The 12,902-nt window shown below is 60.2% G+C and carries 12 protein-coding genes; 3 read left to right on the top strand and 9 right to left on the bottom strand.

Features of this window, described 5'->3' with window-relative positions:
* Positions 1–147: 147 nt before the first annotated feature.
* Entirely contained in the window at positions 148–1,659 is a 1,512-nt protein-coding gene (locus tag OK142_RS12980; protein WP_498683151.1) for a serine hydrolase domain-containing protein, read from the top strand.
* A 248-nt stretch (positions 1,660–1,907) separates the two neighbouring features.
* Positions 1,908–2,804 carry a LysR substrate-binding domain-containing protein gene (locus OK142_RS12975; protein ID WP_313611086.1) on the top strand — a complete coding sequence of 299 codons (897 nt, stop codon included), beginning with the start codon at positions 1,908–1,910 and terminating at the stop codon, positions 2,802–2,804.
* Positions 2,805–2,810: 6 nt separating this feature from the next.
* Here OK142_RS12975 and OK142_RS12970 read toward each other — a convergent pair whose 3' ends face one another.
* The 9 genes from OK142_RS12970 to OK142_RS12930 form a co-directional block, all read right to left on the bottom strand.
* Positions 2,811–3,677: a D-amino-acid transaminase gene (locus OK142_RS12970; protein ID WP_498683150.1), complete on the bottom strand. Its 867-nt coding sequence runs from the start codon at positions 3,675–3,677 to the stop codon at positions 2,811–2,813.
* A 20-nt stretch (positions 3,678–3,697) separates the two neighbouring features.
* Entirely contained in the window at positions 3,698–4,756 is a 1,059-nt protein-coding gene (locus tag OK142_RS12965; RefSeq protein WP_498683149.1) for a DmpA family aminopeptidase, read from the bottom strand.
* Between the two features lie 144 nt (positions 4,757–4,900).
* The gene (locus OK142_RS12960; protein WP_498683147.1) at positions 4,901–5,863 is read right to left on the bottom strand and encodes a sugar kinase; all 963 of its coding nucleotides are present in this window, start codon (positions 5,861–5,863) and stop codon (positions 4,901–4,903) included.
* Positions 5,864–5,884: 21 nt separating this feature from the next.
* Positions 5,885–6,943 (bottom strand): ABC transporter ATP-binding protein, encoded by a 1,059-nt coding sequence (locus OK142_RS12955; RefSeq protein WP_498683144.1) that lies wholly within the window; start codon positions 6,941–6,943, stop codon positions 5,885–5,887.
* 30 nt (positions 6,944–6,973) lie between these two features.
* On the bottom strand, positions 6,974–7,795 hold the full coding sequence (locus OK142_RS12950) for a carbohydrate ABC transporter permease (RefSeq protein WP_026363927.1): 822 nt from the start codon (positions 7,793–7,795) through the stop codon (positions 6,974–6,976).
* A gap of 14 nt (positions 7,796–7,809) precedes the next feature.
* A complete protein-coding gene (locus OK142_RS12945) occupies positions 7,810–8,748 on the bottom strand; it encodes a carbohydrate ABC transporter permease (RefSeq protein ID WP_020011696.1) in 939 nt (312 codons plus the stop codon).
* Positions 8,748–10,079 carry an ABC transporter substrate-binding protein gene (locus OK142_RS12940; RefSeq protein WP_498683142.1) on the bottom strand — a complete coding sequence of 444 codons (1,332 nt, stop codon included), beginning with the start codon at positions 10,077–10,079 and terminating at the stop codon, positions 8,748–8,750. Before OK142_RS12940 ends, OK142_RS12945 begins: the two co-directional genes overlap by 1 nt.
* 105 nt (positions 10,080–10,184) lie before the next feature.
* Positions 10,185–10,841, bottom strand: coding sequence for a GntR family transcriptional regulator (locus tag OK142_RS12935; protein ID WP_498683139.1), 657 nt, complete (start codon positions 10,839–10,841; stop codon positions 10,185–10,187).
* A gap of 21 nt (positions 10,842–10,862) precedes the next feature.
* Complete coding sequence (locus tag OK142_RS12930) at positions 10,863–11,747, bottom strand: dihydrodipicolinate synthase family protein (RefSeq protein ID WP_498683137.1); 885 nt, start codon at positions 11,745–11,747, stop codon at positions 10,863–10,865.
* A gap of 282 nt (positions 11,748–12,029) precedes the next feature.
* Between OK142_RS12930 and OK142_RS12925 the strand changes: the two genes are divergently transcribed.
* The gene (locus OK142_RS12925; protein ID WP_498683133.1) at positions 12,030–12,641 is read left to right on the top strand and encodes a biliverdin-producing heme oxygenase; all 612 of its coding nucleotides are present in this window, start codon (positions 12,030–12,032) and stop codon (positions 12,639–12,641) included.
* Positions 12,642–12,902 lie beyond the last annotated feature (261 nt).

The raw sequence follows: 12,902 nt of genomic DNA, 5'->3' as shown, positions 1-12,902 counted from the left end.
GCAGCGGGATGAGGGGGCAAGCTCTCCGAAATCCGGCAATGTTGCCCCCTCATCCGACCCTTCGGGCCACCTTCTCCCCGGCGGGGAGAAGAAACAAGTGGTGACGTCGAGGCTATCGACGTCGAAACAAAGACACGAGACCGAACAATGTCACAGCAATTCGACTGGAACGCCGCTTCAACGCTTGCCGAGAGCTTCGTCTCGCAATGGGCGGGCAACGAGCCGGGCGGGGCAGTCATTGGTTTCGATCTCGGCGGCATCCGTTTCGCCCATGCGGGTGGCGTGGAAAGCCTTTCCACCTTCACACCCTTCACGCCGAAAAGCGTGGTGCGTTATGCCTCCGTCACCAAACACGCCTTCTGCGCCATGGTGCTTGCCCATTCCGATCTGATTGGGCTTGACGATCCGCTCGGCAAGCATCTGCCGGAGCTGCAATCGCCGCTCCGCGACGTCACTGTCGGGCAGGCGCTGGATATGAGCGGCGGCCTGCCGGACACGCGCGAATGCCTCTCTCTGCTTGGTCTTTCCGTCTACACCGAAACGAAGGCCGGCCCGCTTCTAGACTATCTGTCGCGGCTGACGCGACTGAACTTCGATGCCGGCAGCGAGGTTTCCTATTCGAATACCGGCTATCGTCTGGTGGAAGCGGCGCTGGAGCGCCATGGTTTCCGTTTCGACGATTTCGTGCAGGCGCAAATTGCCGGTCCGTTCGGCGTTTTCCTGAAGGCGCCGGATGTCTGGAACGATCCGGTCGATGGATTGGTACCCGGCTACTGGAAGGCGGAAAGCAACTGGCAGCTTTCGGCGGCCGGCCTGCATATTTCCGCCTCTGGCAGTCTTGCCGGCAGTGCCGAAGCGCTGACCCGCTGGCTGCAGGGCCTGATGCGGGGGGAGGGAAGCTTTGCGGGTGTTCTGGACGGGCTTTCCATTGAACGCCGTTTGGCAGATGGGCGGATGAGCGAATATGGTCTCGGCCTGCGCTGGTCGCACCTTGGCGACAGGCGCTTCGTCGGTCACGGCGGTTCGCATCCGGGATACAAGACCTATTTCTTGCTCGATCCGGAAAACGGCACGGGTTTCGTCGTGGTGTCTAACCGCGAGGATACCAATGGCTTCAAGATCGCGCTGGAAAGCATGGCGGCCCTGACAGGTCTGCCTTTGCCCAAACCCGCCGCCAGCCTGCCGGAAGGCCTTTATGTTACTGAAAGCGGACCGTGGTGGCTGGAAATCAAGGGCAGCACATCCACTTTCATCGATGGCGACGACACGCTTTATGAAGATGCCGATGGCTGGGTGTCATCGCGTTCGGCATCGTCGCCCATGCACCTGAAGCTCGAGGGTGATGCGTTTATTGGGGAGGCTGGTCACGCCGCCCGCCGCTTCCTGCCGGTAGGCGATCATGCTGTGCCCGATGATCTTTCGGGGTCGTGGCGCTCCGATGAGGGAGCGGAATTTGTGATCAGCGGCTCCTCGCTGACGATGGGCATCGGCCCAACGCGACGCAGCATGCCTCTGAAGGCACTCGGCAATGGCCGTTTCCTCTTCACGCTGATTGATGGGCCATGGACGAAGCGTGTCTGCCTCAATCGTCTGGGCGATGACCGGATCGAGCTGGTTTCCAGCCGCGCGCGGATGATCGAATATTCGCGAAGCCGCTAACGGTCTGAAATCGATCCCGTTGCGTCCCACAAACTCGACGTCATCCTCGGGCCTGTCCCGAGGATCCATTGTCGCGCGTGGTTGTGGATCCTCGGGTCAGGCCCGAGGATGACGGAAGAGAGTTTCGTGGCCGTTTATCCGCATTTTCGGCCTTCCTAAAAGGGTTTCAATCAGCCCTTATTGCTCCTAATAAAGACCCCATGTTCCGGTTGAAGGCCGGGACGACATCTTTGTGGGAGAACAGGCCCTTGGAAGTCAAATGGCTCGAGGATTTCCTGGCGCTGGCCGGAACGCTCAATTTTTCGAAGGCGGCGGATGAGCGGCATGTGACGCAATCCGCTTTCAGCCGAAGGATCAAGCAGCTGGAAGCCTGGGTGGGCGCCACGCTGGTCGACCGCGCCTCTTATCCCTCCCGGCTGACCGAAGCGGGGGTGAAATTCGTGCCGGTGGCGCAGGAAACGCTGAAACAGCTTTACCACGCCCGGCGCACACTGCTTCAGGAGGAGGGGGCGGATGCGAAGACCGTGCGGCTGACGGCGCTGCACACGCTGTCTTTCACCTTCTTTCCAGACTGGCTGAAAAGGGTAAACGAGACGGCGGGGCCGCTGTTTTCAGTTTTGAGGCCCGATTCCGGCAGCATGGAGGAAAACCTTAATTCGCTGGTGGATGGGCAGAGCGATTTCCTTTTGACCTATGCCCATCCCGAAGTGCCGATGCTGCTCGATGCGCAGACCTTCGAGTTCCGCGTGCTGGGTGCAGAAAATATCATTCCCGTTTCCGCGCCGGCGAAAGATGGTTCACCGCTGCATGAACTCGTGGAAAACGCGAAGAAACCCTTTGCTTATCTGGATTACGAAAAGGCGTCGTTCTTCGGGCCGCTGCTGCGCGATCTCTTGAGCGCGCGCCTGCCGCAGTTCGAGCGGGTGCATGAGGGCAGCATGTCGGTGGGGCTGAAAGCCATGGCAATGGCTGGCTGGGGTGTCGCCTGGGTGCCGGAAAGCCTGATGCGGCACGAGCTGGACAGCGGCACGCTGGTGCGTGCCGCCGATCACAGTTTCGATATTGCCGTCGATATCAGGCTTTATCGCTCAAGAGAGAACCGCCGCCCCGTTGTCGAGCGCATATGGGCGGTTCTCGAAGATTGATCGAGGTCAGATCGCCGTGCGGCGGGCGTTTTCGAGATAAAGCGCGCGCAGGCGGCTCACCAGCGGGCCGGGCTTGCCATTGCCAACCGGCTTGCCGTCGATCTTCGTCACTGAAACCACGAAGTTGGAGGCGCTGGTGAGGCAGGCCTCATCGGCATTCAGCGCCTCTTCCAGCGTGAAAGGCCGCTCTTCCAGCGTGAAGCCGGCTTCCTTGGCCAGTTGCAGGGCGGCAAGGCGGGTGCAGCCGGGCAGGGTCTTGTTGCTGTTGCCGCGGGTGATGATCTTCCTGTCGCCGGTGATGATATAGGCGGTGGAGGATGCGCCTTCGGTGACAAAACCGTCCTCGATCATCCACGCCTCGTCGCAGCCTTCGGCCTTGGCGATGCGTTTTGCCATTACCTGCGGCAAAAGGCAGACGGTCTTGATGTCGCGGCGCTCCCAGCGCTGGTCGGGAACGGATTTGACCGCAAGGCCCGCTTCTTCGACAGAGGTGCCGATGAGTTTCTTGGCCTGGGTGAACATCACCAGCGTCGGCTTCAAATCGGCGGAGAACAGGAAGTTGCGGTCTTCCGCACCGCGCGTCAGCTGTAGGTAGATCATGCCTTCAACAAGGTTGTTGTCGGCGATCAGGCGACGTTCGGCCTCGACGATTTCCTTCGTCGTGACCGGCAGCGGCACGTCGATTTCACGGGCGCTGCGTTCAAGCCGGGCCATATGCAGGTCGCTGTCAATCAGCTTGCCTTCGAGAACGGAGGTGACTTCATAAATGCCGTCGCCGAACAGGAAACCGCGGTCGAAGATGGAAAGGCGGGCGTCCGCCTCGGGCAGGAATTCGCCGTTGAGGTAAACGATGCGACCGGATTGGCTAGTCATGAAAACTCCGTCTGGAAAGGTCAGGCTGAAAGAAGGGTTTTGAGGGTATCGATGGAAATGGCCTCGACAGTTGAGACCTTGCCGGTTGCGGCATTGAAGCCCGTTGTCGTCGTTGCCGTGCAGAGCGAATTGAGGATCGCCTCTTCGCTCGCCTCTATGGCGGCCTCGAACAGCGGCGAAATCGCATCGTTGGAGAGTTCAGGGAAATCGGCGACGGCCTTGCGGCGCGCAGGTGTTTTGCGAAGCCGCTCGTCGGTCGAAAATGCCAGTGCATAGTCGCCGGAACCATTGCTGAGTGCGGCGCCCGTGCGGGCCAGCCCGCCGAAGCTTCTGGCGGCCAGACGCTTCAGATTGCGGGAGGAAAGCGGCGCATCGGTTGCGATGATGATGACGATCGAGCCGTCCTTGTCCTTGTGCTCCGGGCTGACATAGGGTTTGCCGCAGACCAGCAGATGGCCGCCATAGTTGGACTGTACGAGAACGCCGAGCGTATAGGTCTCCCCGGCAATCATGACGATACGGGATGCGGTTCCTATGCCGCCTTTCATGCCGAAAGCCACGGTGCCGCTTCCTGCGCCAACGCCACCTTCGGCCACCAGGCCTTTGTTTGCGTTTTTCAGCGCAGCCGAGATTTCCTCGACGGTTGGTCGCCCGGCGCGGATATCATTGAGGCGAGAGTCGTTGGTCTCTCCGACGACGGCGTTGATAGAGACGATTTTTTCATTGCCCTGCTGCGACAGCGTATGGCGATTGATCGCCTCGATTGCCCTGCCGGTCGCGAGTGTATTGGTAAGGATAATAGGCGTTTCGAGTTCACCCAATTCCTCGATCTGGGTCGAGCCGGCGAATTTGCCGAAGCCGTTATAGACCGCAAAACCCGCGGGCACCTTGTCCTGAAAGATGTTGCCGCCGTGCGGAAGGATTGCCGTCGCGCCGGTGCGGATCTTATCGCCTTCGATCACCGTGGAGTGGCCAACAAGCACACCTTCGACATCGGTAATGGCGTTGAGCGCGCCAGTCTTGAAATGGCCGGGCGGCAAGCCGATATCGCGCAGTCTCGGGCGGGTCGTCTCATGCATCGGGTCGGTCACTTTTGCGGAATTAAGGCTGGCATGTCGGGCGAGCGCAGCTTCCGAAAAGCTTTGCCTGTCCGAACGTTAGCCTAGTTCGCCGCGAAACGGCATCGCAAAAATGGAATAGTTTTATGCGGGCAACGTATGTGCTCAGGAGGCGCGCTGAGCCGGTTTCCGCTCCTGTGCCAGCCATTGCCGCATGGCCTCTTCGGCCTCTGTCCTGGTGGGCGCGCCGACGCGGCCGCCGAAGACGGTGCATTTGAGTGCGGCGGCAATGGAGGAGAGCCGGATGGCCGCGCGGCTTTCCATACCCTCAGCCATCGCAAGCGCAAAGGTGCCGTGGAAGATGTCGCCCGCCGCCAGCGTATCTACCGCCTCGACCTGCATCGTTTCCTGAAAATGCACGGTCGGATCGCCAGCTTCCGTCCAGTAGCAACCTGCTGGTCCGGCGGTGACGGCTATGAAGGTCTGCGGGTAGCGGGCGTGCAGCACCGGCAGCATGGCTTCCACGACCTCAAGCCCCGTCAGCCGGGCGGCGGCGGGTTCGGAAAAAACGATGTGGGTTGCGGCAGGCGCGAGCTTTTCAAGCGTTTCGACGGGCGCGACATCACCATCCAGAATGGCGGGTTTGCCGAGCGCGCGCGCTACACCAAGAACATCAAGCGCCAGTTCCGGCCAGCGCACATCCACCAGAACGGCGTCGAAAGTGGCGAGGTCTGCCGGCGTGCAGGAGCGCTTCTTCTCGTGCAGCCGGTGATCGTAGAAAGGCACGATCAGCCGTTCGCCACGATCATCGATTATGATTGTCGAGAGTGCGGAACGAGCACCGGCGGCGACCGTCATGCCTGATGTGTCGATGCCGCTTTCGGCGAGGTCGCGCAGGATACGGGTGCCGGTCTCGTCGTCGCCGACTGCACCCCACAGGCTGGCGTGGCCGCCCATGCGGTGCACCGCATAGGCCGCGCTGGATGCCATGCCCTCGGCAATCTGCAGCATCTCATAGGGCAGGACCTTGCCTTCGCCCTTCGGCATGTCATGGACGCGAAACAGCGTGTCGAGCACGGCAGCGCCCACGCACAGCACATGCCTGCGGCTCTCGTGTTGGCTCTCCATGCCCGTCACCCTTCTCAGTTCTCAGATTCGCTTACCGCTTGCCTTGTCGAAGAGATGCACCATTTCCGAGTCGATGGCGATATGGATCGTATCGCCGAACCGAACGTCCAGCCGCTCGCGGAACAGGCAGGCGATCTCGTCGCCCTTGCAGTTCAGCTTGGCATAGATTTCCGAGCCGGTGCCTTCAACCAGTTCGACACGGCCTTCGATCCCGCCGCTTGCTGCGCGGATATGTTCCGGGCGCACGCCGTAGACGAGGTCGCGGCCACCCAGTGCAGCGATGTCTGCGTTTGCGGGCAGGGGCAGGCTCAGGCCCTTCACCGTGCGGAACACGCCTTCTTCAACGCGTCCGCGAATGAAGTTCATGGCCGGTGAACCGATGAAACCGGCGACGAAGAGGTTGGCTGGGCGATCGTAGAGCTCCAGCGGCGCGCCGATCTGCTCGATGACGCCATCATGCAGCACCACGATCTTGTCGGCCATGGTCATGGCTTCCACCTGGTCGTGGGTGACGTAAATGGTGGTGGTGCCAATGCGCTGGTGCATGGCCTTGATCTCGCCGCGCATCTGCACACGCAGCTTGGCGTCAAGGTTGGAGAGCGGCTCATCGAACAGGAAGACCTGCGGGTCGCGCACCAGCGCGCGGCCCATGGCGACACGCTGGCGCTGGCCGCCGGAAAGCTGGCGCGGATAACGGTCCAGCAGCTTTTCCAGTCCCAGAATGGCGGCGGCCCTGTCCACCTTGGCCTTGGTTTCGTCGGCGCTCACCTTCTTCAGCTTCAGCGCGAAGCCCATATTGTCCTTCACCGTCATGTGCGGATAAAGCGCGTAGTTCTGGAAGACCATGGCGATATCGCGGTCGCGGGCGGGCAGGTGGCTGACCTCGCGCGCGCCGATGTGGATTTCGCCGTCGCTCAGCTCTTCCAGCCCGGCAATCATGCGCAGCAGGGTGGATTTGCCGCAGCCGGAGGGGCCGACGAGCACGACGAATTCGCCGTCCTTGATGTCGATATCGATGCCGTGGATGATGTTGACCGCGCCGAAGCGCTTCTGGACGTTTAGAATATTGACCGGTGCCATTGTAAAGGTTCCCGTTATAATTTGTTTGGTTCAGCCGCCCTTGACGGCGCCGGCGGTCAGGCCCGCCACGATCTGTTTCTGCGCGAACATTGTGAGCAGCAGCACCGGCAGCGTGACGATGAGCGCGGCTGCGGCCAGCGGACCCCAGCTGACCTGTTCGAAGGAGAGCATGTTGTAGACCGCGACCGGCAGGGTGCGCGTTTCACGGCTGGCCAGCACGATGCCGAAGACGAAGTTGTTCCACGAGAAGATGACCGCGAGGATGAAGGAGACGACGATGCCGGGCTTGGCAATCGGCAGCGCCACCAGCCGGAACACCTGCCAGGAGGATGCGCCATCGATGCTCGCCGCCTCTTCCAGCTCCTTCGGCGTGGTTTCGAAATAACCGATCATGATCCAGACGACGATCGGAACCGTCACCACCAGATGGATGATGATCTGCGGCCAGAGCGTGCCCAAGAGGTTCAGCCATTGGAACAGCAGGAACAGCGGAATGAGGAAGGAGAGGCCGGGCGTCATGCGGGCGATCATGATGACGACAGCGGATTTTTCCGCCTTCAGCCTTGCGATGCCGTAACCGGCGGGCACGCCGATGACGAGCGCGAGAATGGTGGCGGCACCGGTGACGAGGACCGAATTCCAGAAATAGAGGAAGAAATTATTCTCCTCGAACACTTTCACATAATTCGACCAGGCGAAACGTTCGGGAATGAGGATCGGCGGATAGGCGCCATTGTCGATTTCATATTTCAGTGACAGCGAGATCATCCACATGAAGAACAGGATGACCGGCGAGATCATCACCAGCGCCACGAAGAACAGGCCGATGCGATCAAGCGTCTTGCGTTTCAGGACTTTTGCAGACATCAGCGATCCTCCATCTCGTTCCATTGCGAGCGCTGGCGCACCATCAGAAGCACGAAGGAGAGCGCCACGATGATGATGAAGAAGACGACGGCCATGGCCGAGCCGTAACCGATGTCGTAATAAGCGAATGCCGTGTTGTAGAGATAGATGTTGATGGTTTCGGACGCCGTGCCGGGTCCGCCTTGAGTCATCGCATAGATGATGTCGAAGCTTTTGACGGCGTCGATGGAGCGGATGATGACGGCGATCATCAGGAACGGTGCGATCATCGGCATGGTCAGGTAACGGAATTTCTGCCAGGCGTTGGCGCCGTCGATTTCGGCGCTCTCATAGGGCTCGCGCGGCACGGCAGCGAGACCACCAAGCACGATCAGCATGACGAGCGGCGTCCATTGCCAGGTTTCCACCAGCACCAGCGAGGGGATGACGGTGGACTGGTTGTAGATCCATTCCAGCGGGCCGATGCCGATGAAGGAGAGCAGATAGTTCAGCACGCCGAGCTGCGGGTGGAACATCATGGTCCAGACGAGCGCGATGGCGACCGGGGTCGCCATCATCGGCATGACGAAGACGCCGCGCAGGAAACCGCGCAGCGGAAACTGCGCATCGAAAACCAGCGCCGCCAATGTTCCGAGGAACAGCGGAGCGACGACCGACAGCACGGTATAGATGAGCGTGTGCCAAAGCGATTCCCAGAACCGTCCGTCACTTGCGAGCCGGATGTAGTTCTCGAAACCGATAAAGCTCTGCTCCTGTCCGAGCGTCCAGCGATGCGCGCTCATCCAGAGCGTAAAGACCCATGGAAAAACGATCACCGCCGAGATGACGACAAGTGCCGGTATGACAAAGGGCCAGTAGTTGGGAGCAAGCCTTGCCGGCCTGCTCCCTTCCTTGCGACTGACGCCTGTTTTGGTGTTTTCGATGCTCACGGAGGCCATTATCCCTCGCTACGCGCCAGAACGGGTGCGAACTGTTCCGTCGCCTTCTTGAGTTCGGCCGCCGGATCCGCGCCACCGATCATGTTGGTGAGGCCGACGCCGTAGATGTCGCGGAACTCCGTCACCGGAATGATGACGGGCAGGGCAAGCTGCGAGACCTTGCCGGAACCGACGACCGCATCCAGCCAGGCGGCCGGCATCTTTACGCCTTCGCGCACCTTCTGGTCTTCGAGGATGGACTGGCGGAACGGAACGCCCGCACCGGCCTGCAGGAGACGTGCACCCATTTCATGGGAGATCGCCCATTGGCAGAAGAGATAGGCGGCTTCCTTCTTGCTGCTGGCTTCGACAACACCAAGACCATCGCCGAAGGTGCCGGCGGCCTGGGTTGCAGGGCCCTTCGGCATGACGCCGTAACCGACCTTGCCGACGACGCGGGATTTTTCCGGGTTCTCGATCGGCGGTGCAAAACCGACGCCATCGAACCACATGCCGATCTTGCCCTGCAGGAAGGCAGACTGCGCTTCCGCCCAGTTGAAGCCGGAGACGCCGGGAGGAGCGGCTTTGGTCATCAGGCGTTGATAGAGTTTCGCTGCCTCGACCGCTTCCTTCGATTCGGTATCGATCTTTCCGTCAGCGCTGATCGGCTTTGCGCCGTAACCCAGCATCAGCGAGGTCCAGACCGGGGTATTGGCGTTCTTCAGGCCACGGGCGACGAAACCATAGGTGTTGGTGGAAGGATCGGTGATCTTTTCCGCCGCGGTCACCAGTTCCTCGAAGGTCTCAGGATATTTCAGGCCCTTGGCTTCAAAGAGTTCCTTGTTCCAGTAGACGATCCAGTAATCCACCGAGAAGGGCAGCGAGCGCAGCACGCCGTCACTATCCTTGGCAAACAGCATGCCGGCCTCGGCGAAATCCTTTTCGACGAGCGACGGATCGGTGAGCGACGGATCCTTCAGGAAGCCGCTGATATCGGCCAGCCACTTGCCCTTTTCAAATTGACGCTTCTGAACGTGGTAGCTCAGATGCACGACGTCGAAGCTTGGCTTGCCGGAGGAAAGCTCGATGACGACCTTCTGGCGCTGCTGCTGTTCCGGCGTTGCCTCGGCATTGACCTTGATGCCGGTCAGTTCTTCGAATTCGCCGAGATATTTGATCAGCGTTTCGCTGCGTGGGCTTTTGACGAGATTGACCTCAAGCGTGGTGCCGGCGTGTTTTTTCCAGTTCACCGCTGCCGATGCCGGGCGAATGCCGAGCATCGCGCCGCCGCCAAGCGCCGCCGTGCCTGCCAGAAAGGCGCGACGCGTGGGGTTGAGCAATGAATGCGTCATGTCAGTTCTCCTCCAGATTAGCCGGAAATTCTCCTCACCCCGGCTTGTTGCTTATTTTCCTGCAATCCCGGCGCAGGACCCTCTTCAGTCCCTGCCGGAATTGCCCTAAACCGCCAGCGCCCTGTCCCTTGCGTTGCGGATATGGGCGGTCAGCCGCTCCACGGCGTCTTCGACGGATCGCCGCTCGATGGCCTCTAGAATGGCGAGATGTTCCTTCATCACCGATTTCACATGGCCGGCAATGCGGAAGCGCTCTTGATTGATGAGGCGCATCTTGATGGAGTTGACCCGATAGGCGTTCGAGATGATCGAATTGCCGAGCGCATCGATAAAGGCGTCGTGCATGCCCCAGTCCACCTGCTGTGCGTGCTGGTCCAGTTCCGGCGATTCACCGCCCTTTTCAGCCGCTTCGGCAATATCGCGATGCTGTTTTAAGAGCTTTGCGATGGTCTCGTCGGAGGCCGAACGGGTAAAGAGCGCCACGGCTTCCTTTTCGAGAAAGATACGGAACTGGAACGCCTCGCGGATGAGGTTGAGGTCGATATGGGCGACCTGCAACCCCCGCTGCGGCACGGTCTTGATCAGGCCCTCCGCCTCCAGCCGTGGAATTGCCTCCCGGATCGCGCCGAGCGGCAGACCCGTCAATTCCACGAGGCGGCGTTGCGAGATGAATTGCCCAGGGCGAACGTCGCGCGAGAGAAGGTGATGCGTAAAGCTTTCATACGCCCGTTCCCGCAATGTCTGTTCGCCGGTATCGTCCATGCTCAACCTTTCAAGGTCTGTTCAGGCGGCCTGTTTGCGAAACAGCGCGTCGAATGCGCCTTCGATCTGCCGCCGGTCCTCCGGCGAAATGGCGACGAGCGGCGCGCGCACATCAGACCAGATATTTTCCCCTGTCGTGTGTGATACCAGCACCTTGACGGCGGGTGTAACCGGGAATTTCAGAAGTTCCACAACAAGATCGACGATGCGTGGGTCGTCCTTGCCGTCAACGGCCATGGCGCGCACTTCCTGCGTCAGGAAATTGGCGACGCCTGATATCGCGCCCTGACCGCCGAGGCGAACGCCCTTGGCGAGATCGCGTTCATCGCCAATCAGGATGGCGAGATCGCCGTGCTCTTTCAGCAGACGCTCGGTATGTGCCCAATTGCCGGAGGAATCCTTCACGCCGGTGACGATTCCCGGGAAGGCCTTCTTGAGACGACCCACCAGTTCGACCGACAGTGTCACCATGGTCACGGAAGGGATGTTGTAGACGAGAATATCGCGTGCGCCCTTGCCGATCTTTTCGAAAACCGCCGAGAACCAGGCAAACAGCCCGTCATCGCTGACATTCTTGAAATAGGAGGGCGGGGCGAGAAGAATATTGCGAGCGCCTGCGTTCAGGGCCTCGGCGGATTGTTCGGCCGCATCCTCGATTGAATCCACCAGAACGCCGGTAACCAGACGGGAAGGCGCGACGCCTGCCTCGATGAAGCGGGAGAGAATGACCTGCCGTTCGCGGCTGCCGACGGAGCATCCCTCGCCGGTGGTGCCGAAGAGCGTCACGCTGTCGCAGCCATTTTCAAGGCAGCGGCGGGCATGGGCGATCATGGCGTCGATATCGACCGTTCCGTCCGTTTTGAAAGGGGTCGTCAGGGCTGCCGAAAGGCCGAATTTCTGGGTCAATTAAGATGCTCCTCCAAGATGGCTGCAGATTGATGGCATACTGACATGTTAGTTGTAAAGCGGTAATTGCAAGATGATTGTTCGGTAGGCTGGAATGGCGGGCGGATTGGTTCCGGAGGCTGCTTGATGGGGTGTGTTGCATCCGGTGAGGCATGGAATGTTTACAGCGGTTTACGCGAATGTCATTTTTCCGCTGAACACCAAAAAATGCTAAAATAAAATTTGACTGTTTCAGTAAAGATTTTTATCAGGCAATCTGTTTGTGGGATAAAGGGAAGTATCATGACCGTTGTGGAGCCGTCAGCGCCTGTGGAAGAGATCGAACAGAGCCGAGTGAAGCGCCTGAGGGCTGCGACGCGCGGCGCGCATGGCGGTCTCGATGCCTTCATCATGGCAGCGAAGCCGTTCGAGAGCCGGGAGAACTTCGGCAAATTCGTGGAAACGCAGTATCTTTTCCATCGCGATCTCGATGTCTTCTTCGCCAATGCGACGCTTGACGGCCTGCTTCCCGATCTCAAGGGTCGCCGCCGTCTTGCGATGATCGAGCAGGATCTTGCCGATCTCGGCCACGCAATTCCCGAAACCGCGGCACCGCGCTTTACCAGCGAGACGCCGTTCGATCTGCCGGAGGCCATGGGCTGGCTTTACGTGGTCGAAGGCTCCAATCTCGGCGCGGCTTTCCTTCTGAAAGATGCAGCCAAGCTTGGCCTCACCGAAGAATTCGGCGCGCGCCATCTGGCCGGCGCTCCGGAAGGACGTGGCCTGCACTGGCGCACCTTTACCGCCGCGCTTGATGAAATTGCGCTGACGGTTGAAGAGGAAGAGCGGGTTGTCGCCGGTGCGGAAGCCGCTTTCCGGGCCGTGCATGCCTATGCGCAGCAGCGCCTCGTCTGAGGTTTTGGCATAGCTTTGCGATTGTTGTCCTCATCGCGCAGACGTGCCCCGTTGCGCGGGTCTGTTCGATTGAGTCATAAAGTCCCTGCGGCCTCACCCCGGACTTGATCCGGGGTCCAGTGCGATCAAGTCCTTGATCGCGAAAGACTCCTCTCACGGCGCAGAAGCGCCGTGGCTGGATGCCGGATCAAGTCCGGCATGACGGAGGTGAGCATTTCGGATGCCGTGCACGCTCTGCGACCGTTTAGAGGGTCTCCCATT

The sequence above is a fragment of the Agrobacterium sp. BT-220-3 genome, from assembly GCF_025910175.1.
Lineage (GTDB): Bacteria > Pseudomonadota > Alphaproteobacteria > Rhizobiales > Rhizobiaceae > Agrobacterium > Agrobacterium oryzihabitans.
The sequence above is the reverse complement of the archived record's forward strand: the minus strand, read 5'-3'. Positions and strand labels throughout refer to the sequence as shown.